17 protein-coding genes are annotated in these 20,154 nt (G+C 64.3%); 10 read left to right on the top strand and 7 right to left on the bottom strand.

Features of this window, described 5'->3' with window-relative positions; all coding sequences use genetic code 11:
- Positions 1 to 135: 135 nt before the first annotated feature.
- From JW929_01695 to purB, 10 genes are all read left to right on the top strand, one after another.
- A complete protein-coding gene (locus JW929_01695) occupies positions 136 to 1,551 on the top strand; it encodes an AAA family ATPase (protein MBN1438096.1) in 1,416 nt (471 codons plus the stop codon).
- Positions 1,552 to 1,695: 144 nt separating this feature from the next.
- A complete protein-coding gene (locus JW929_01690; protein ID MBN1438095.1) occupies positions 1,696 to 1,875 on the top strand; it encodes a DUF1508 domain-containing protein in 180 nt (59 codons plus the stop codon).
- 60 nt (positions 1,876 to 1,935) lie between these two features.
- Positions 1,936 to 3,285 (top strand): beta-glucosidase, encoded by a 1,350-nt coding sequence (locus JW929_01685; protein MBN1438094.1) that lies wholly within the window; start codon positions 1,936 to 1,938, stop codon positions 3,283 to 3,285.
- Positions 3,282 to 3,899 (top strand): histidine phosphatase family protein, encoded by a 618-nt coding sequence (locus JW929_01680; protein ID MBN1438093.1) that lies wholly within the window; start codon positions 3,282 to 3,284, stop codon positions 3,897 to 3,899. The genes JW929_01685 and JW929_01680 overlap by 4 nt, the downstream gene beginning before the upstream one ends.
- A gap of 18 nt (positions 3,900 to 3,917) precedes the next feature.
- Entirely contained in the window at positions 3,918 to 4,445 is a 528-nt protein-coding gene (locus JW929_01675; GenBank protein ID MBN1438092.1) for a DUF3090 domain-containing protein, read from the top strand.
- Complete coding sequence (locus JW929_01670; GenBank protein ID MBN1438091.1) at positions 4,429 to 5,208, top strand: SCO1664 family protein; 780 nt, start codon at positions 4,429 to 4,431, stop codon at positions 5,206 to 5,208. The genes JW929_01675 and JW929_01670 overlap by 17 nt, the downstream gene beginning before the upstream one ends.
- Before the next feature lie 189 nt (positions 5,209 to 5,397).
- Entirely contained in the window at positions 5,398 to 6,048 is a 651-nt protein-coding gene (locus tag JW929_01665) for a PilZ domain-containing protein (GenBank protein MBN1438090.1), read from the top strand.
- Positions 6,049 to 6,076: 28 nt separating this feature from the next.
- On the top strand, positions 6,077 to 6,403 hold the full coding sequence (locus JW929_01660) for an SCP2 sterol-binding domain-containing protein (protein ID MBN1438089.1): 327 nt from the start codon (positions 6,077 to 6,079) through the stop codon (positions 6,401 to 6,403).
- A 10-nt stretch (positions 6,404 to 6,413) separates the two neighbouring features.
- Positions 6,414 to 7,328, top strand: a complete 915-nt coding sequence (gene era, locus JW929_01655) for a GTPase Era (protein ID MBN1438088.1) — start codon at positions 6,414 to 6,416, stop codon at positions 7,326 to 7,328.
- Between the two features lie 219 nt (positions 7,329 to 7,547).
- Positions 7,548 to 8,954, top strand: coding sequence for an adenylosuccinate lyase (gene purB, locus JW929_01650; protein ID MBN1438087.1), 1,407 nt, complete (start codon positions 7,548 to 7,550; stop codon positions 8,952 to 8,954).
- Positions 8,955 to 9,244: 290 nt separating this feature from the next.
- Here the strand turns inward: purB and JW929_01645 are convergent, their stop codons facing one another.
- The 7 genes from JW929_01645 to JW929_01615 form a co-directional block, all read right to left on the bottom strand.
- Positions 9,245 to 9,691: a D-tyrosyl-tRNA(Tyr) deacylase gene (locus JW929_01645; GenBank protein MBN1438086.1), complete on the bottom strand. Its 447-nt coding sequence runs from the start codon at positions 9,689 to 9,691 to the stop codon at positions 9,245 to 9,247.
- Between the two features lie 198 nt (positions 9,692 to 9,889).
- Complete coding sequence (gene trpS, locus JW929_01640) at positions 9,890 to 10,879, bottom strand: tryptophan--tRNA ligase (protein ID MBN1438085.1); 990 nt, start codon at positions 10,877 to 10,879, stop codon at positions 9,890 to 9,892.
- Between the two features lie 273 nt (positions 10,880 to 11,152).
- Positions 11,153 to 13,528 carry an endonuclease MutS2 gene (locus JW929_01635; protein MBN1438084.1) on the bottom strand — a complete coding sequence of 792 codons (2,376 nt, stop codon included), beginning with the start codon at positions 13,526 to 13,528 and terminating at the stop codon, positions 11,153 to 11,155.
- A gap of 222 nt (positions 13,529 to 13,750) precedes the next feature.
- The gene (locus JW929_01630) at positions 13,751 to 14,296 is read right to left on the bottom strand and encodes a phosphatase PAP2 family protein (protein ID MBN1438083.1); all 546 of its coding nucleotides are present in this window, start codon (positions 14,294 to 14,296) and stop codon (positions 13,751 to 13,753) included.
- A gap of 102 nt (positions 14,297 to 14,398) precedes the next feature.
- A complete protein-coding gene (locus JW929_01625) occupies positions 14,399 to 15,340 on the bottom strand; it encodes an L-lactate dehydrogenase (protein ID MBN1438082.1) in 942 nt (313 codons plus the stop codon).
- Between the two features lie 162 nt (positions 15,341 to 15,502).
- Positions 15,503 to 17,965, bottom strand: a complete 2,463-nt coding sequence (locus JW929_01620; GenBank protein MBN1438081.1) for a right-handed parallel beta-helix repeat-containing protein — start codon at positions 17,963 to 17,965, stop codon at positions 15,503 to 15,505.
- 458 nt (positions 17,966 to 18,423) lie between these two features.
- Positions 18,424 to 20,154 (bottom strand): right-handed parallel beta-helix repeat-containing protein (locus JW929_01615; protein MBN1438080.1); only part of this gene is annotated, 1,731 nt, incomplete at its 5' end.

Raw genomic sequence — 20,154 nt, 5'->3', positions numbered from 1 at the left:
TCCTGACGCTTTTTGCTCTTGTCGGTTATAGAGCCACTGGATGCCGGCTTCGTGCACGCCGGCATGACGAGTAAAACCCTTCGTGTTCTTCAGGTTTTTTTCGTGTCCTTCGTGGTTTCTGCTATACTTTCCCCCATGGACCTTTTCGATCACGCGCTGAAGGAGCGGATGAAACGCGAGGCGCCGCTGGCGGCCCGGATGCGTCCGCGCACGATCGACGAGTTCGTCGGGCAGGAAGAAATCATCGGCCCCGGAAAACTCCTCCGCCGCGCGATCGAAGCCGACCGGCTGTTCTCGTCGATCCTGCTTTGGGGGCCGCCCGGCAGCGGCAAAACGACCCTCGCCCAGATCATCGCCAATTCGACCAAATCCCACTTCGAAACACTGAGCGCCGTGCTGGCGGGCGTGGCCGAACTGCGGCGGGTGATCGCCCAGGCGCAGGAGCGCCGCAAGCTCCACAACGTGCGCACGATCCTCTTTGTAGACGAAGTCCACCGCTGGAACAAGGCCCAGCAGGACGCGCTGCTGCCGCACGTGGAAAACGGCACGGTGGTGCTCGTTGGCGCGACGACTGAAAATCCCTACTTCGAGGTGATCGGGGCGCTGGTGTCGCGCTCGCGCATCTTCCAATTGCGGCCGCTGGCGCAGGACGACGTGCGGCGCCTGATCCGGCGCGCGCTCGAAGACCCCGAGCGCGGCTACGGCGGCCGGCCGGTGGTGCTGGCGGAGGAGGCGGGAACCCACTTGGTGGACGTGTCCGGCGGCGACGCGCGCAACGCGCTCAACGCGCTCGAACTGGCAGTCGAATCCACCGCCCCGGGGCCGGACGGCGCCGTGCGGATCGACCTCGCCGTGGCGCAGGAATCGATCCAGCGCCGGGCGCTGCTTTACGACCGCGACGGCGACGCGCACTACGACACGATCAGCGCGTTCATTAAATCCCTGCGCGGCTCCGATCCGGACGCGGCCCTCTACTGGATGGCGCGCATGCTTTACTCGGGCGAGGATCCGCGCTTCATCCTGCGCCGGATGCTGATCCTGGCCGGGGAGGATATCGGCTTGGCGGATCCGAACGCGTTGGTGGTCGCCAATGCGGCGGCGCAGGCCTTCGATTACGTCGGCCTGCCGGAGGGAATCTACCCGATAGTCGAAGCGGCGCTGTACCTTTCGACGGCGCCGAAATCCAACAGCGCGCTGGCCTACTTTCAAGCCTATGAAACGGTCGAGGCGCGGGGCGTGACGGAGGTTCCGGACCATCTGAAGGATTCCAACCGCGACGCGAAAGGGTTGGGGCACGGCGCGGGGTACGTGTACCCGCACCAGATGGAAGGCCACCACGTCGGCCAGCAATACCTGCCGAAAGCGTTGCAGGGAACCTACTTCTACAAACCCACCGGCATCGGGTACGAAGCCCAGGTGCGGGAGCGGCTGGAGCGCTGGCGGCGGGCGCAGGAGAAGGCCCTCGGGGTCACCGAGACGACCACCCTGCCCACACCGACGCACGAGGAGGCCGAAAGCATCAAGCGCAAGATGGGATTTAAGAATACATAAGCCATTCCCCCCCTCATCCGGCCTACCGTCACTCCGCTCCGGGACAGGTTCGGCCACCTTCTCCCAGCGTAAGCAGGGAAAAGGAATGGATGAGGGCGGCGCCGCAAGAAAAATGATCCCCATCACTTTTTCAAGGAGACTCACATGTACAAATTCGAGGTTTACAAAGACAAGGAGGGGCAATACCGCTGGCGGCTCGTCGCACCCAACGGCAGATCGATCGCCGATTCGGGCGAGGGATACTCAAGCAAACAAGCCTGTTTGGAGGGGATCGAATCCGTCCGCCAGAACGCCACCGGCGCCCAAGTGGTGGAAACGGCGTAGGCTCCTGATTCCCGGGACCAACAGGTTGTCAAGACCTGACAGGTCCAAAGGTGGAGGCAAATGCCGGACCTGATCTTCCCCGACGGTTTCCTCTGGGGCGTATCCTCCTCCGCCTACCAGATCGAAGGCGCCTGGAACGAGGACGGCAAGGGGCCTTCGATTTGGGACTGGTACTCGCACCTCCCCGGGAAGACGGCTCGCGGCGAAACCGGGGACGTCGCCTGCGATCACTACCACCGTTGGCGGGAAGACCTCGATCTGCTCAAGGCGCTGGGCGTCGGCGCATACCGTTTCTCGGTCTCCTGGTCGCGCGTGATCCCCGAAGGCCGGGGAAAAATCAACCCGAAGGGATTGGATTTCTACGACCGCCTGGTCGACGGACTGCTGGAACGGGGAATCGAGCCCTTCCCCACGCTCCACCATTTCGACCTGCCGCTCGCGTTGCATAAGAAGGGGGGCTGGCCTTCGCGTGAAACGGCTTCGGCCTTCGGAGAGTTCGCGTCATCCGTGGCGGCGCGCCTGGGCGACCGGGCGACCTGGTGGATCACGATCAACGAACCGATGGTGATCGCCATGATGGGGTATCTGCTGGGAAATCACGCGCCGGGAAGGCGCCACCCGGGAGCCTTCGCCCGCGCGATGCATTCCGTGCTGATGGCGAACGGCGAGGCGGTGCGCGCCGTGCGCGCCGCGGCGCCGCGTACGCCGCGGGTCGGAATCGCGCTCAATCTTTCCCCGGTTCATCCCCTTCGGCAAACGGAACCCGACCGCAAAGCGGCCGCGGCCTTCGACGCGCTGTCGAACCGCATCTGCCTGGATCCGATCCTGCGCGGCTCCTATCCCGAGGATTTGTGGCGCCGGTTCGGGCTGTTTGCCCCGCCCATCCGTCCCGGCGATCTGGCCGGAATCTCCGAACCGCTGGACTTCCTGGGTGTGAATTTTTACACCCGCCACGTCGTCTCCGCCCGCTGGTGGATCCCTTTCATGGGCGGAAAGATGGTGCGGCCGGAAACGGGCGAGTTCTCCCCGATGTGGGAAATTTATCCGCCCGGGTTAAGCGAGACGCTCGAACGGGTGTGGAACGAATACCGGCCGAAGATGATCCTGGTGACCGAAAACGGGATTCCGACGGCGGATGTGCCGGATCCGTCGGGCGCGGTCGACGATCCGCGGCGCATCACCTATCTGCGGCGCCATCTGCAGGAGCTGCACGGAACCATCGCCAAGCGCATTCCGGTGAAGGGGTACTTCGTCTGGTCGCTGACCGACAACTACGAATGGGATCTGGGGTATGCGATGCGCTTCGGATTGATCCGCGTGGATTTCGGGACGCTCAAGCGCACTCCCAAATCCTCCTTCGATTGGTATGCCGGGGTGATCCGCCGCAATCGAATCGAGGCGGCCGGATGACCGTCCTGCTCCTGGTCCGCCACGGCGAAACCGATTGGCTTGGGGAGCGTCTGGCCGGTCGGCTTCCGGATGTCCACCTGAACGCGGAAGGGCGCAGGAAGGCGGAGACGGTGGCGGCCATGCTCCGCGACGTTCCCCTCGCCGAGGTCTATTCTTCCCCCCTCGAACGGGCGGTGGAAACGGCGGAACCCGCTGCGCGAACGGCGGGATTGAGAATCGTCCGCGATGATCGCCTGCAGGAGGTGGATTTCGGCGGGCTTGCAGGATTTCCCTACGCCGAACTGCGTGAGGTCCCGATCTGGCGGAAGGTTCACCGGGATCCGGCGTCCGTGCGGTATCCCGGCGGTGAGAGCCTCCAGGAAGTCCAGGATCGGGCCGTTCGGTTCATCAAGGAGCTGCAGTCCGGCCGGGAATCCGGGGTTGTGGCGGCATTCACCCATGCCGACACCATCCGGCTGGCGCTGGCGTTTTTCCTGGGCATGCCCTTGGCCTCTTACCATGCCCTGGTGACGGATCCGGCGTCGGTTTCGGTGCTATCCTTAACGGGGCGGGTTGTCCGGGTGCACGGGGTCAACCTCCCCCCGGGATCACCGCTGGTCATCCCAAAGGATTAACCTTTTTCCAGGAGCGGCATGACACCCTCTCGGTATGAGATACGTCCCGTGGAACGGATCACCGTCGGCGCAATCGGCGAACCCGGGCACCGCGTGTTTTACCTGCAAGCCGGAGGAGGGGAAAAGCTTCTGACCCTCCGGGTGGAGAAGGAACAGGTGCTGATGCTGGCCTTGTCGATCGAGCAGTTTCTCAACGACCTCCAGCAGCGGTTTCCGAACCTTGCGGAGGCCGATGCGCGGTTCGAAGAGGGGGAGATGGACTTGGTCGATCCGCTGGAGCCGGCATTCCACATCGGTAACATGGGGCTGGGATACGATGAGAAGGAGGACCGGCTGTTGTTCGTCCTGCGCGAGGCCGTCGAGGATCTGCCCGCCGGAAATCCGACCTCGGAGGCTTCCCTGTGGTGCACCCGCGGCCAATTGCGGCGGCTGGCGCTGTGGGGGGCCGAGTTGGCGCGCCGCGGCCGGCCGATCTGCGGGAACTGCGGGAATCCGATCGATCCCGGCGGTCACTTCTGCCCCCGGAGAAATGGGCACAAGCACTGATCGGGGTTCACGCCCGACATCCACAGACCGCGCGCTGGAAATCCTCCGCAAGGGCGAGGCGGAAGTGCGCGGTTTGTTCCGCCTCGGTTCGAACGACGCTTTTCTGTGCCGGCTGCGTTCGGATGCCGGCGAGCTTCAGGCGGTGTACAAACCGGTGCGGGGGGAGCGCCCGCTGTGGGATTTTCCCCGGGGCAGCTTGGCCAAACGCGAAGCCGCGGCGTTTGAGACGGCCCGCCTGCTCGGCTGGGATTTCGTGCCCCCTACGGTGTTCCGCCGCGACGGACCGCTCGGCCCCGGGTCCTTCCAGGAATACCTGAATCTGGACCTCGAGCAGAATTATTTCCTTCTCCGTGGGCAGGCTCCGGCCGCCCTGCGGCGGGTGGCGGCCTTTGACATCCTGGTCAACAATGCGGACCGCAAGGCGATGCACGTCCTGCGCGACGATGCCGGAAGGATCTGGCTGATCGATCACGGGTTGTGCTTCCACCGGGATTGGAAACTGCGGACCGTCATCTGGGATTTTGCCGGCCAAGCCCTGCCGGACGACGTCCTGCAGGTGTTGGCGGCCTTCGCCGAATCCAAACCGGACGATCATCCTTCGCCGAATTCCTCGATTCGAACCCGTCTGAAGGGCGCCCTGTCTCCGCTGATTTCCGGTGAAGAGATCTCCGCGGTGAGGGTCAGGGCGAAAGCCCTTTGGAAGGCGAAAAAATTCCCGCTTCCCGGCCCGGGGGTTTCGATTCCCTGGCCGGTTTTGGCTTAGCGGTCCCGCCGATGCCATAAGATCATCACAAAAAAGTGATTAATTTGCGCCAAATTCGTGACGGATCGCGTATCGGATTGCTTCCCGAAGGGGTATAATGACAAAAACGGGGGGATTCTCCGCGCCCAGCCGTGACGGCGGAGGGCGGAGAAATTTCGGAACTCTGGGGAGTGTGCCAGGGGATTGATCATGGACATCGGCAAGTGGGTCCAGGAAGGCCAAATTGTGAACATTTCGACCTCCATGGAGGGGGAAGATTGGTATGCGTCGAAAGTTGCGGAGGTGGGGTCCGCTTCCTTCTTCATCCTGCCTCCGAAAAAAGACAACGGTGCGTTTTCGTTCCAACCCGATCAAAGAATCCGCGTCAGCGTTCCCTCGAAAGAGGGGCTTTTCCAATTTACCTGCGGGGTGCTGTGCGAGGAGCAGGGATCCGGGCGCCGCGTGGAGTTGGATTTTCCAAAGGAGGTGGTCCATTTGGAGCGTCGCGCATTTCCGCGTCTTCCCGTCCGGATGGATGCCCAATATGCGGAGATCCGGGACGGGGGGGGGAACATCCCGTACTCGCGTTCCACGGCGCTCGACATCAGCGGGGGGGGAATCCGGCTGGAAACGAACCGGCTGTGCCCGCGGGAAAGCCTGGTGCGGGTGAAGTTCCAGATTCCGCTCGGGGCGATGGAGGAGGAATTAATCCTGACCGGGCGGATTGTCCGTTCGACTCCCGCCGAGGGCGCCAGGAAAAGCCAGGCGGGCGTGGAATTCATCGACATCACGCCGCAGCAGCAGGAATCGCTGGTGCAGTTCATCTTGGACCGCCGGAAGGATGCGCGTCCCCAAGCGTGATGTCCGGGAGAGAGGGAGAGGAGTGGGTATGGCTCTTGACGCCAAACAATTAGTCGATCAGATGCTGGCTAATTTTCCCCCCGACAAAGCCGCCGGACTGGAAGCGGAGATTCAATTGATTCTGTCCGGGCCGGGCGGCGGAAATTGGGTGATCAAGTTCGCCGGCGGGAAAGTGACCGCAACGGAGGGGAAAACCAGCGCCCCCCGGTTGACCGTCACCGCCGGCCTGGCGGATCTGATCGCCGTTGCGGAAGGCAAGCTTGACGGCATGGCCGCGTTCATGCAGGGGAAGATTAAACTCGACGGCGATGTCGGCCTGGCGATGCGCATGGTTAACTTGTTTCAGCGCGCCTGATCCGCCCTCAATGCAGAGCGTCCCCGTCCACCGATCGGGCTTCGTCGCCGTCGTCGGTCGTCCCAACGTCGGCAAATCCACCCTGCTGAACGCCTTGCTCGGCCAAAAAATCGCCGGAGTGTCGCCGTGGCCGCAAACGACGAGACGCCGGCAAATGGGGATCCTCACCCTCCCGTCCGCGCAACTGATCTTCCTCGACACGCCGGGCTGGCACGCGCCCAAGGACGGCCTGGGCCGGGCGATGATCCGCGATTCCGAAAAAACCATCCGGGATTCGGATGTGGTTCTGTTTCTGGCGGACCTCTCGCTCCCACCGGCGGAGGAGGACCGCGCCCTCGCCGCCTGGCTGATCCGGCACGAGCCGGATGCTCCCGCCGTTCTCGCGCTGAACAAGGCGGACGCCGTTGCGCCGCCGTTATGCGAGGAGCGCGCCGCCGTTTACCGCGCGCTCCTGCCGCAGGCCGAAGGCTGCGTGATCTCCGCCAGGGAAAACCTGGGGCTTGGGGAATTGATCGAGAGAATTTCCGCGCGGCTTCCCGAAGGGCCGATTCTGTACCCGGAAGAGGAAATCACCGATTTGTCGGAGCGGGAAATCTCCGCCGATCTGATCCGGGAAGCGGCTCTGCGCAACCTGCGGGCCGAAGTCCCCCACGGCGTGGCGGTCCGGATCGAGCAATACAAGGAACGCGGGGAGGGAGGCGCCTGGGTCGAAGCCACGATCTTCGTCGAGAGGGAATCGCACAAAGCGATCGTGATCGGCAAGGGGGGATCCATGCTGAAGCGGATCGGCACCGACGCCCGGCGGAAGATCGAAGCGATGAGCGGCCGCAAGCTGTATCTGCAGCTGCGGGTCAAGGCGCTTCCCGGTTGGCGCGACCGCGAGGACGCCCTCCGGCGGCTGGGGTACGCGACGAAGGAAAAGTAGGCTGAAAGCTCTTCCCCTTGTAGCGCCGATTCTTCGACACCAAAGCGGCCTCGGGTTGACCCATCCCGAGCGTCATTGCGTCATTCCGAGGAGCCCGAAGGGGCGGCGAGGAATCGGCGTCGTTTGCGGAAAAGGGTTGTCGCATTCCCCAAACTGACGCATAATTGCGCGCGCGGCGGCTTTGCGCGCGCCTGAAAGCCATCCCGCGGGAGGTACTCCATGGACGTCGATGTCTTGCTGGATGATTACGCCTCGCCCTTCAGCTCGCGCTACGGATCCGTCGCCATGCGCCGGATTTTTTCCGAAAAGAACCGCCGCACCCTCTGGCGGCGGATCTGGATCGCGCTGGCGGAGACCCAGCAGAAATTCGGACTCGTCCGCCCCGAACAGGTGGAGGACTTGCGCCTGCACGCCGCGGATGTGACCCTCGAGCGTTCGCTGGAAATCGAAAAGGAAATCGGCCACGACGTGATGGCCGAGGTCCGCGCCTTCGCCGAACTCTGCCCGGTCGGCGGCGGGATCATCCATTGGGGGGCAACCTCGGCCGACATCACCGACAACGCCGACGTATTGCGGATGCGCGACGGAATGGATCTGCTGTTGGACGGACTCCGCAGGCTGCTCGAGGCCGTCGCCGGGCAGATCGAGCGTTACGCCGGATTCGTGGTCCTCGGATACACGCACCTCCAACCCGCCGAGCCGACGACTCTCGGATACCGCTTGGCGCTTTTCGGGCAGGATTTGCTCGAGCATTGGGAGGACCTTGGACGGATCCGCGACGGCCTGCGCGGCAAGGGGATGAAGGGGGCAGTGGGGACCGCGGCCTCGTACGGCGAAATCCTCAACGGAAAGAACGTGTCCCCGGATGTCATCGACGCGACCGTGATGGAGATGCTGGGCCTGAAGTCCTACCCGATCGCCTCGCAGACGTATCCGCGGATACAGGATTACCGCGCGCTCTCGGCGCTGGCCGGCTTGGCCGCCGCACTGCACAAGTTCGCCTTCGACCTGCGGATCATGCAATCCGCCGGTTTCGGCGAAGTGCGCGAGCCGATGGGCAAGCGCCAGGTGGGTTCCAGCGCGATGCCCTTCAAACGCAACCCGGTGAAATCCGAGAACGTCTGCTCGCTGGCGCGCTTCGTGGCCGTTTTGCCGGAGATCGCCTGGCAGAACGCCGCGAGCAACCTGCTGGAGCGCACGCTCGACGATTCCGCCAACCGGCGCAGCATCCTGCCTGAGGCGTTTCTGGCGACCGAGGAAATGCTGACCGTGATGACCGCCGTCGTCGGCGGGCTGGATGTGGACGAGGCGGGTTGCGCGGCGAACCTCGCCCGGTTCGGCGCGTTCTCGGCCAGCGAACGGGTGCTGATGGGGCTCGTGGCGGCCGGGGCCGACCGGCAGGCGATGCACGAAAAGATCCGCGAACACAGCCGCAAGGCGTGGGAGGTTCTGCGCGAAGGACGCCCGAACCCGCTGGCGGATTACCTGGCCGCCGATCCTGACATGCTCAAGCACCTCCAGCCGGCGCGGATCCGGGAGCTGATGGACGCCGGCGCGTATGTCGGCTCGGCGCCGGATCGCGCGCGGGAAATGGCGAAGAGGATCAAAGCGGCGATAAAGGAGTAGTGGAAGGTCATCCGCGAAAGACACGAGAGGGACCTGAAGCCTCCGGAGGATTTTGGCGCGGCATGCCCACGCCTGCCCCCCGGCCCGACCACCGGGGCGGGCTTGCGCAACGCGGGTGACCGTGGCGGGCATCCAGGGACTTTGCGAGTCTGTGTCTTGCGGATCCCCGATACGATCACTCGGGGATGACGGTCGAAAACATTCGCGGGGAGAGGGGCTGTGGAAAGGGGAAGGCCGAGCTATGACTATGTTTTTTCAACAATCCCGGTCCCATCCTTCGTGGATGGGGGTTATCTGTTATCGGTGTCCAGCCAGACCGTAAACGGCCCATCGTTGACGAGTTCCACCCGCATGTGCGCGCCGAAGGCACCGGTGCGGGCTGGCACTTCCAGCGCGTTCAGCTTCTCCGCAAATCGGCGCACCAGCGGTTCGGCGGCCTCCGGCGCGGCGGCGTCGGTGAAGGAGGGCCGCCTTCCCTTGCGCGCGTCGGCATACAGCGTGAATTGCGAAACCACCAGCGCTTCCCCCCGAACATCCTGAACCGACAAGTTCGTTTTTCCCGCCTCGTCCTCGAAGATCCGCAGGTAGGCGCACTTTTCCGCCAGGGCGTCCGCATCCCCCGCGCCGTCCCGCGCGCCGATCCCCAGAAAAATCAGCAGGCCGCGCCCGACCGCGGCGACGGCCTGGCCGTCGACGCTCACGCTGGCTTTCGTAACCCGCTGAAGGACTACTCGCATAGGGGTTGTCCAGTTCTTTCCGTACGTGGATTATGGAAACCGAGTAATCTGACCGTCGACCATGGACCATCGCCGCGGATTGATTTCAGATCGGCGGTTCTTCGCTAATGCCGGGTTAATGCATTGGGTGATTTTAAATCAAGATGCTTTTCTGAACCCTGCACGATGGTCCATGGTCAATCGTCGATGGTCGGATTCTCACGGCAGACCGATCGCCGCGCGCACTTCGGCCATCGTCGCTTCGGCGATGAGGTGCGCGCGTTTGGCGCCGTCGGCCAGCACGTCCCAGACGTAATCCGGATCCTTCGCCAATTCGGCGCGTTTGGCGCGGAATTCCGCGAGGCTTGCGTTGATGTTCGCCGCCAGGCATTTTTTATCGTCGACGCAGCCGAGTTTGGCGCTGCGGCAATCGGCCGCGATCCGTTCCACGTCCGCGGCGGGCGTGAAGGTCCGGTGCAGGGTGAAGACGTTGCACACTTCGGGGCGGCCGGGGATGTTGCGGTGGGTGCGCTGGGGGTCGGTGACCATGGCCATTACCTTGGCCGCGGTCTCCGCCTCGGTGAGGGCCAGTTCGATCTGGTTGTTGAGGCTCTTGCTCATCTTCTGCGCCCCGTCGGTGCCGAGCACCTTGGGGTAATTGGTCGTCTTCATCTGCGGCTCGACCAGAACCGGTTTACCGGTTTTGAAGTTGAACGAGCGCACCACTTCGCGCGTGAACTCGAGGTGGCTTTCCTGGTCGATCCCGACCGGGACGACGTCGGCCTTGTAGAGTGCGATGTCGGCGGCCATCAGCACCGGGTAGCCCACCAGCCCGTAGTTGATGTTGTGCGGGTGCATGCGGGCTTTTTCCTTGAAGGTCGGCAGGTCGGTGAGTTTCCCGAGCGGCGTGAACATCGAAAGGATCGTGTGCAGTTCGGTCACCTGCGGAACGTGGCTTTGCACGAAGAGGATCGTCTCCTCCGGGCGGATGCCCGCCGCCAGCCAGTCCAGCGCCATTTCGGCGGTGTTCTCCCGCAGGAGATGAAAATCCTCGAGCGTGGTCAGGGCGTGCAGGTCGACAATGCAGTAGACGCAATCGTAATCGTCCTGCAGGGCGACGTAGTTTTTGATCGCGCCGAGGTAGTTGCCGAGATGCTGGCGCCCGGTCGGGCGGGCGCCGGAGAACACGCGTCCTTTTTTGTTCGCCACGATAAGATCCTTAACCTAAGGGATCGTTCCGGTTCCCGAGCCAGAGAGACGGGAGGAGGAGCCGAGAACGGGTGAATCCGAACTGTGATGTATTGCTGGAATCTCCAACTGCCTGATTCCTCACCCGGCCTTCGGCCACCTTCTCCCAGCGTCAGCTGGGAGAATTTTTCCCGGAACGCAGTGACGGGAGGAAGGGATGAGGGGTCGGAGAAGAATTCGTTGGAGTCAACCGACGCAATGTCAAGTCGCAAGTATAACATGCCGGATATCGGCTTAAACCTCCAGCCGCGCGACCGTCACGCCCTCGCCGCCTTCGTGTTCCCCGCCGGATTCGGCTGATGAGACCTGCGGATGCCGGCGCAGGGCGTCGCGCACCGCGCTGCGCAGCTTGCCGGACCCCTTGCCGTGGATGATCCGCACCCACGGCAGGCCGGCCGCCACCGCCGAATCGATGTAGCGATCCAATTCGATCAGCCCGTCCTCCACCATCATTCCGCGCATGTCGAATTCCAGGCCCGGGCCGGGTTTCGCGGTCCGCGCGGCCGGCGGCGGAGCGGATTTCGGCGCGGGCGCCTCCGCCGGCGCGGGCAGATCCTCGGGCAGGATGAAATCCCCGCGCTCGGCGCGGATCCGCAGCGCGCCGAGCTGCAGTTCGTAGCGTTCGCCGTCGCGGGCGGTGATCTTCCCCAAAACGCCGAGCCCTTTCATGCGCACGGTTTCGCCGACGCGCGCCTCGCGCGCCGGCGCGGCCGCCGGGGCGGAAGCGAGGCCGCTTTTCTCCGCGCTGCGCTCGATCCGGTCCTCCAGGGCCCGCGCTTCGGCGGCGATGTTCTGCAGTTCGGGCGCGGCGGCGTGGCCCGCCCGGCGGCGGAGTTCGCGCAACTCATCCCGCAGGTCCTCCAGTTCGCGTTCGGCCTGGGCGCGGGATTCTCCGAGGATCCGGTTGCGCTCTTCCTCGATCCCGCCCAGTCGGTTGGCGAGCATCCGTTCGCGCTGCAGCGCCCGACCCTTTAACTTTTCGGCGTCGGCCCGCGCCCGGCGCGCCGTTTCGCGCTCGCGCTGGATCTTCTCCAGCAGGCGGTCGGCTTCGAGATCGCCGGCGTCGACCATCGCGCGGGCTTCGGCGAGGATTTCCTCCGGCAGGCCCAGCCGTTTGGCGATCGCCAGCGCGTTGGAGCGCCCCGGCAGACCGAGAACCAGGCGGTAGGTCGGCCGCAGGGAGCGCAGATCGAATTCCATGCAGGCGTTCTCCGCGCCCGGTGTGTTGTAGGCGAAGGCCTTGAGCTCCGGATAGTGGGTCGCCACCAGGGTCGGGATCCCGCGGCGCAGAAGGTCCGAAAGGATCGCCCGCGCCAGCCCCGATCCCTCCTGCGGATCGGTCCCGGCGCCCAGTTCGTCGAGGATCACCAGCGAGCGCGGGGTGGCCGCGGCGAGGATGCGGATGATCTGCCCGACGTGCGCGCTAAAAGTCGAAAGCGACTGCTCGATCGACTGCTCGTCGCCGATGTCGGCGTAGACCGAGTCGAAGAACGCGGTTTTCGATCCGCGTTCGGCCGGGACGTGCATCCCGCATTGGGCCATCAGCGCGAGCAGGCCGGCGGTTTTGAGCGCGACCGTCTTTCCGCCGGTGTTCGGACCGGTGATGACCAGAGCCCGCACCCCCGGCCGCAGAGCGACGTCGATCGGCACCACCTTCTCGGGCGGGAGCAGCGGGTGGCGCGCGGCGTGGAAGAGCAGGGGGGTGAAATCCGGCGGCGGCTTTTCCGGCATCTCCGCCAGCTCCGCGCGCACGGCGTCCAACGCCTCGGCGTAGCGGGCGCGGGCGACGGCCGCATCGTAGTCCGCCAGCGCCTCGACGGTTAGCACGATGGATTCGCGTTGTGCGCCGATCTGGGCCGAGAGTGCGGCCAGAATGCGGTGGACCTCCTCCTGCTCCTCCAGGATCGCCTCGCGCCAACGGTTGCCGAGTTCGACCGCGGCCAGCGGTTCGATGAACAGGGTCGCGCCGGAGGAGGATTGGTCGTGGACGATTCCCCTCAGGCGGCCCTTGCACTCGGCCCTCAGGGGCACCACGTAGCGGCCTTCGCGCTGGGTCAAGATCGGCTCCTGAAGCTGGGAGGCGTGTTCGGAAAGGATCCGCTGCAGGCGGGTGAGCAGGCGGTCGTGGGTTGTGCGCACCTCGGCCCGCAGGGAAGCGAGCTTCTCGGAAGCGCCGTCGAGCACCTCGCCCTCGTCGCTTAAGGTCCGCCCGATGGCGTCGATCAGCCCGCTGGAGTCGTCCATCCGCAGGGCGATCCGGTACAGATCGGGAACTTCTGCGGCGATCCGGGCCAGCGTGCGCCGGATGGCGCAGGCGGACCCCAGGGTTGCGCGGACCGCGATCAGCGCCTCCGGCAGGAGGGTGATCCCGCGCGCGGCGTCTTCCGCGGCCGGGCGGATGTCCCGCGCGCCGCCGATGGAGATTTCGGAATGGCGTTCGAGCAGAAGCCGGGCTTGGCCGGTTTCATCCAACAGCCGTGAGGCCGCGGCGAAATCCGACGCCGGGCGGGAGGCGAGGATCCGTTCGCGCGAAGCCGAGAATGACGCGTGTTCGGCCAGCCGTTCCAACACCCGCGGAAGTTCCAAAGTGCGCAGCGATTTCTCGTCCATGGTTTTTCGTCGGGCGATCCGCAACCGCCCGTATTCCGTTCATGATGGATTACGCCCATAAAACCCGTAGGGTGGGTTGATGGCGTAGTTCCCGACCTAACTCCCTCACCCCGCTGGCTCTCCGGAAGGCCGCCGGGACTCCGGCACCCCTCTCCCCCTTCACTTAAAGGAAGGGGGAGAGGGGATTGGGGTGAGGAGGTTAGGTCAGTCCGTCAACCCACCTTACAGAATCGCCGCGAATACGATTCCGAACGCCGCCCCCAGCACCGTCCCGCCGGCGACGTCCGAAAGATAATGCACGCCCATCGCCACCCGTGCCAGCGCCACCAGCGGCGCCCACAGGAAGAACAGCAGACTCAGCCACCACGGGCCGAGCGCAAGCGTCAGAATTGCCAGCATCGCCATCCGCGCCGCATGGCCCGAGGGAAAAGAGTGCGGATCGGTCGAGCGGTAGATCAGCCCCCAATCCCCCGCCGGTCGGCTGCGGCCGATCAGCCGCTTAAGCCCGACCGCGGTGAGGGCGGTGATGCACACGGCGAGGAACATCACCAGCATCCGCCACTTCCACATCCCGTCGCCGAGGAGCCAGATCACGCCCATCACCGGGATCATGAACCATGAATCGCCCGAATGCGCCAGGAAACGGAACGCCGTCCGCCATCCGGCGTGGCGCTGGGCCGCGGTCAGCTTCGTGGAGAGGCGGGCGTCGAGCAGCAATACCTTGTTGATCCAGGTGTTTCCCGGGATCGGGGTTTCGGATTCCGACATGATCGCGGATTTTTCTCCTTTGGATGTGCGCTGAGGTTTCGGGTGCGTCTTCGATGAGACCGAGGCGGTCTGTCAGACCGCCTCGGTCTGTGAAAATCTCCGTTACGCCCCCAAGCTTTGGATCGCCTCGCGGACGATTTGGGCTGAGCGCTTAAGCAGCGCCGTCTCCTCCTCGTCAAGGGCCATGGCGAAGGCGTCGAGCACTCCGTCGCCCCCCACCAGGTGCGGCAGGGAGACGGTCACGTTTTCGACGCCGGCCACCTTCGTGGTCGGCGTGCAGACGGTGAGGATCGAGCGCTGGTCGCGCAAGATCACCTCGCAGATCCGCGCCAACGCGCTGCCGATTCCGTAATAGGTCGCGCCCTTGCCCTCGATGATGCGGTAAGCGGCGCGGCGGACCGCTTCATCGACCTTGGCCTTCTCCTCGCATTCGCGGCAGGGGATTTGTTTGCAGCAGAATTGCCCGACCGGCATTCCGCCGACAGCGGCGATCGACCAAGTCAACACCTCCGAATCCCCGTGTTCGCCGACGACGTAGGCGTGTACATGCTGGGGATCCACTCCCAGATGCCGTCCCAGGAGCGAGCGGAAACGCGCGGTGTCGAGCGTGGTTCCGGAGCCGAGCACCCGGGTGGAGGCGACCCCGAAAGGTTCCGCGGCCTTGGCGGCCACGTGCGTCATGACGTCCACCGGATTGGTCACCATCAGCAGGACGGCTTCCGGGGCGTGCCGCAGCACGGAGGGTACGACCTCGGAAACGATTGCGGCGTTGCGCGCCAGGAGGTCCATCCGGGTTTCGCCGGGCTTCTGGGCGGTTCCGGCGGTGATTACCACCACCCGGCAGCCCGAGAGGTCGGGATAATCACCAGCCCGGACCTGCAAGGGATGGGCGAAGGGGACCGCGTGCAGGATGTCGTCCGCCTCGGCCTGCGCCCGCGAGGCGTTCTTGTCCACCAGGACGATTTCCCGCCCCACGCCGCGCATCACCATCGCGTAGGCGGCGGTGGCGCCGACAAATCCGCTCCCGATGATTCCGATTTTCATGGGACCGTCCTTTCCATCCAAGCCGGGCTGTAAGACGGGCGTGATTATAGTCCATATGTCCCGGGATTTGACGAAGGGAAAAAAGGAAGACCCCCGTCGGGATTTCATGACGGGGGTCTTCCTTAAGCGGAGCAAGCGATTTGTCCGTCCGTGACCCGCAGCCTATCGCATGCACCGTTGCAAGGTTACCTGCCGGAACACCTCGCTCCGGGCCACCGGCTGGTAGTTCGAATCGTAGGCGACGAATTGAATATCCAGCCAGGCTTCGTTCTGCCAGTTATAAATACTCGGAAGATCGTTGCCGGAGAGTTCGAGCTGGTACCAGCCGTTCCCCAGGCGTTCCATCTTCAACCCCTCGTTCCAGTCGTAGGCTCCGGTTCCGTCCTTTTCCACGAGGCGGTAGTGCAGCGCGATGGAATGGACCAGATCGGCCGGCGCCACCATCACTTTGACGGTGAGGGACATCGGGTGGCAAGTTTTTCCTCCTTGAAAGAGCTCATCAGAGGAGAACTCGACCGGGTCGAAGAGGATGGGCGAGAGCCCGGGCGTCGGGGTGGGGGTGATATCGAGGGCCGGCGTCGGGGTGGGCGTGGGTGTCGCGTCTTCGGAGACCGCTTCGAAGGCGCCGATGTCGCAGTGCGGTCCCTGCGGCCGGGCGACGTTCCGCTGGTCGAGCGGCAGGCAGGTTGCATCGTCGCCGGCGTCGATCGCCGGGCTGTCGGGGGCCAAGGCGTGGGTGAAGCTGCTCCCGCCGTTGTCCTGCAGGGGGCCCAGCTTCGGCGAAGTATCGGAGAGGTCGCCGACCGCCGTGAAGCCGCAGGTGGTCCCGTCATCCAGATTGAATCCGCCAGAGACGATGGGATCCGGTGCGGCGCAGTTGATGGGGGTGTTTTCAGCGATGATGCTGTTCCGGACGGTCAAGCGGTTGTCGCCGAGGATTCCACCGGAATGGTCTGCGCTGTTCTGGGTTATGGTGACGTTGTTCAAGGTGACCGCGTCGCCGGCGGCCACCATCCCGCCGCCGGTGTTGGCGGACCGGTTGCCGCTGATGGTCACGTTCTTCACCACGCCGGATCGGGCCTGGATGTACAGCCCTCCGCCGTTGGATGTGGCGGAATTGCCGGAAATGGTGGAATTCTGGATCACCACATCACCCATCGACCGCAGGCCGATGCCCCCGCCCGTCCGGGCGTCGGTAAGGTGTATGTTGCCCGAGATCGTGCTGTAGGATAAATCCAGGTCGCCCCGGTCCATTTGCAGGCCGCCCTCCGAATTGTCCCGGATCAGGCCGCCGATGAAATACAGATCGGCGTATTCGGCATAGATCCCCGAGAGCGTGTTGCCCTCGATCGTGCTTCCGCTGATTTGGACGGTGCCGGGCGTGAGCGAGGAATGGGATGCGATCCCGTTCATCGTGTTGCCCCGGACGACGCTGGTTTGCAGGCGCAGCCAGCCGTTGTTGTTGTAGATGCCGTCACCGCTGTTGCCTTCGATGACCGAGTTGGACACTTCGACGCGGGCTTCGCTGTAGATCCCGCCGCCCCGGCCGAAGGGGATATCGCCGGTCTCGTATTCCGCCGTGTTGCCGTGTCCGGGCTGGCCGATCTCCGTCCCGTTTTCCACCCAAAGGGTGGCCGTGCCGGCGCTTCCGGGCACAATATGGACGCCGCCTCCATCGATGCGGGCCTTGTTGTCGATGAGGACACTGTGATTCAGCCGGACGGTGCCTCCATTTACGGCCAGCCCGCCGCCCAAGTAGGCGATGTTGTTGGAGAGGGTGCTTTCGTTCACGATGAGCGAGTGGCTTCCATCGCTGGTGAAGTCGATCCCGCCGCCGCAATCGTGGGCCGAGTTGTTGTCGATGATGACACCGGTCAGTTCCGCGTGGGAAAGATACAGCCCGACGCCGCCAAAGGGATGAAGCGCCCAGCCGATATTGTCCCGGACCTCCGTCCCCCTCATCGTCAGGGATCCGTTGCTGACCCCGATTCCCCCGCCGTTGCCGCGGATGATTCCGCCGGTGATCGTCACAGCGTTCATATTGGAGGAAATCCCCGCCGATACGTTGTCTGTGAATTCGGAGTCGACGATCGTCACCGGCCAGGGGGTGGCGCCGCTGCCGGTCGCCAGGCCGACGTCCCGGTTGCGGCTCACATTCATTTCCTCGAGAATCAGCTCTCCGCGGTTCGAGATGCCGCTGTCGGGGAATTCGACGATCGCCAGGCCTTTCATCGTAACGGCGATATCCGCCGCGACCGTCAGGCCGTCGAGGGTCGGCGGAACGAGTAGGCCGCCGCCGTCGAGCGTCACCAGGGTTGTCCCGCGGACATATCCCGGCTGAGACATTCCATCCAGGATCACCGCCTCGCGGATTTCGGGAAGGGCCGAAAGCGGGGCGATGGTCAGGCTTCCGGCGGGAAGGTTGAAGGTGATGGTGTTGGTTCCGGCCCAGGCGTTGGCTTCCTCGATGGCGGCGCGCAGCGTGCATTCCGTCGCCGAGGCGGCGATCCGGCAGATTTCATCGCCGGGGTCGGAGTCGCCCGAGTCACCGGTGCTGTTGACCACCAACCCGCCGCCTTTGCCGTCGCAGCCGGCGGCGAGCAGAAGCAGCAGGAGGATCGCCATCGGGCGGATCATCCTCCCGCCGATCGCCCGGCTTGCAGCCGGGAATTTCCCCCAGAACGATGGTGCGCTTATCCGAATCCATTCGGCGGATCCTTGCTCCGCGTTTCTCATTAGGTTGCGTTCCGTGTTCATGGTTGCCTCTCTCTTGGGTGGTGGAACTCCAGAAAATTCCATGATGCTCGATTTCTCCGGTTGAAGGATGCCTTTTATCATTGTATAGAACATTATCCCTGGGAACAAATATTTAACGTAAAAAGACGCATATTCTGGAGGTTTTCTGGAGGAATTGCGACACCGAACGTGGAGGTTCTTTGGAGAATCCTTCCTTCCAAAACCGGGGGGAGGAATAAAGGTTGAAAACTGAAATAAGCAGCTGAGCCGGGTATTGCCCGGCTCAGCTTGAAAAACAATTTGTGTGGCTCTTGAGGATGTCCTCCGTTCCCCGCTGGGGAGGCCGGTTACTGCATGCACTGCCCGACGGTCACCTGCCGGAAGACCGTGCTGTGCGCCAGCGCCTGGCCGCCCGCATCGTTGGCGACGAACTGCACCGCCAGCCACAGCTCGCCTTTCACCGTCGACAGGTCCGGGAAATCCTCGCTGTAGATCGTCAGCGTGTACCAGCCGCCGCCCTGGGGGATCATCGAGTAGCCGATGCTCCAGCCCGTCATGTTGCCGCCGCTCTTCTCCTCCAGGCGGTAGAATAAACCGACCGATCCCACACCCTTTTCGGGCGTGACCATTACCTGAATCGTCACCTCTTTGGGTTTGCAGGAGCGTCCGATCTTCGTGTACATCAGATCAGTGGAAAAATTAACCGGATCGAATACGAATTCCGAGAGCGCCGGTGTGGCCGTGGAAGTCAGCGTGCTGGTGGCTGACGGCGGCGTGGCCGTGGCCGGGCTTTCGGCCTCGTAGGCGCCCATGTCGCAGTGCAGGCCTTGCGGACGGGCGACCCCGCGCTGGTCGGTCGCCATGCAGGTGGCGTCGTCGCCGGCCTCGAGCGCCGGGCTGCCGGGCAGCAGGGCGTGGGTGAAGGTGCCGCCGCCGTTGTCGGCCAGCGGCCCGAGGTTCGCCGGCAGGCCGGAAAGGTCGCCCGGATCGGCCAGCGCGCAGGTGCCGTCGGTGTCGAGATTGTGTCCCTGGGATGTGACGGACAGTCCGCCGCAGTTCCCCGCGGCGTTGTCCGCGACGATGGTGTTGCGCATCGCCACCAACGAGGGATTTTGGACGTGCACGCCGCCGCCGAAGTTTGCGGCGAGGGTGACGTTGGTGAAGCCGATGCTCCCGTTCTCCACTTCCACGCCGCCCCCGGAGACGACCGCCGAATTCCCGCTGACGGTCATGTTGGCCAGGCTGATCTTGCCGGCGTCCAATCCCCACAAGTACAGACCCCCGCCGGTGGATCCGGAGGAGTTGCCCGAGACGGTCGAGTTTTGCATCGCCGCCGTAATGTTGTAGGCGGCGATCCCGCCGCCGTCTCCGGCGGAGTGGTTGCCGACGATTTCGCTGCGGTCCATGGTCAGGCTCCCGCCGTTCATCCGGATTCCGCTCGCGCCGTTGTCGCGGATCGATCCATGGGTGATCGACAAGTCGGCGTTGATGGCGCCGATGCCGGAGAAGCCGTTCTCGGCGAACTTGCTGCGTTCGATGTTGATCAGGGTGGTGGCTCCGGTGATGAAGGACTCGAGTCCGGAGAGGGTGTTGCCGCTGACCGAGCTGTCGAGGATGCGCACTTCCCCGCCGTCGTTATAGATTCCGTCGCCGGTGTTGCCTTCGACCGACGATTCGGAGATGTTCAACTGCTTGGTGTTGTAGATTCCGCCGCCCAGGCCGCCGGCCGCGGGTGCGGAAGAGGCGATGTTGCCCTCGCCGATCCGGCCGATGACGGTTCCGTCTTCCACCCAAAACGCCGGGTTGTTGTTGTGGTTGACGAACACGCCGCCGCCGTGGCGCTTGGCGCGGTTGTTAATCAGCGTGCTGGCCGCCAAATGCGAGGTGCCGGCGTCGATGTAGATCCCGCCGCCGTCGTATCCGTAGTTGCCGTCGAAGGTGCAGTTGTCCATCATCAGCATTGTCCCCGGCATTCCCCACAGGTACAACCCGCCGCCCTTGAGGCCGGCGGTGTTGCCCTCGATCGTCGTGTTGCGGATGTCCGGATTGCCGGCCATGGAAAGGTAAATCCCGCCGCC

This window comes from Anaerolineales bacterium (assembly GCA_016928575.1).
GTDB lineage: Bacteria > Chloroflexota > Anaerolineae > Anaerolineales > RBG-16-64-43 > JAFGKK01.
This window is presented reverse-complemented; position numbering and strand designations above follow the sequence as displayed.

Bases quoted from the DNA above. Each gene is read 5' to 3' on its own strand.
- JW929_01630 (MBN1438083.1), bottom strand. From the start codon at position 14,296: ATGTCGGAATCCGAAACCCCGATCCCGGGAAACACCTGGATCAACAAG.
- JW929_01620 (MBN1438081.1), bottom strand. From the start codon at position 17,965: ATGGCGATCCTCCTGCTGCTTCTGCTCGCCGCCGGCTGCGACGGCAAA.
- JW929_01695 (MBN1438096.1), top strand. From the start codon at position 136: ATGGACCTTTTCGATCACGCGCTGAAGGAGCGGATGAAACGCGAGGCG.
- JW929_01645 (MBN1438086.1), bottom strand. From the start codon at position 9,691: ATGCGAGTAGTCCTTCAGCGGGTTACGAAAGCCAGCGTGAGCGTCGAC.
- purB (MBN1438087.1), top strand. From the start codon at position 7,548: ATGGACGTCGATGTCTTGCTGGATGATTACGCCTCGCCCTTCAGCTCG.
- JW929_01635 (MBN1438084.1), bottom strand. From the start codon at position 13,528: ATGGACGAGAAATCGCTGCGCACTTTGGAACTTCCGCGGGTGTTGGAA.
- JW929_01680 (MBN1438093.1), top strand. From the start codon at position 3,282: ATGACCGTCCTGCTCCTGGTCCGCCACGGCGAAACCGATTGGCTTGGG.
- era (MBN1438088.1), top strand. From the start codon at position 6,414: ATGCAGAGCGTCCCCGTCCACCGATCGGGCTTCGTCGCCGTCGTCGGT.
- JW929_01690 (MBN1438095.1), top strand. From the start codon at position 1,696: ATGTACAAATTCGAGGTTTACAAAGACAAGGAGGGGCAATACCGCTGG.
- JW929_01675 (MBN1438092.1), top strand. From the start codon at position 3,918: ATGACACCCTCTCGGTATGAGATACGTCCCGTGGAACGGATCACCGTC.
- JW929_01625 (MBN1438082.1), bottom strand. From the start codon at position 15,340: ATGAAAATCGGAATCATCGGGAGCGGATTTGTCGGCGCCACCGCCGCC.
- JW929_01660 (MBN1438089.1), top strand. From the start codon at position 6,077: ATGGCTCTTGACGCCAAACAATTAGTCGATCAGATGCTGGCTAATTTT.
- JW929_01665 (MBN1438090.1), top strand. From the start codon at position 5,398: ATGGACATCGGCAAGTGGGTCCAGGAAGGCCAAATTGTGAACATTTCG.
- JW929_01670 (MBN1438091.1), top strand. From the start codon at position 4,429: ATGGGCACAAGCACTGATCGGGGTTCACGCCCGACATCCACAGACCGC.
- JW929_01685 (MBN1438094.1), top strand. From the start codon at position 1,936: ATGCCGGACCTGATCTTCCCCGACGGTTTCCTCTGGGGCGTATCCTCC.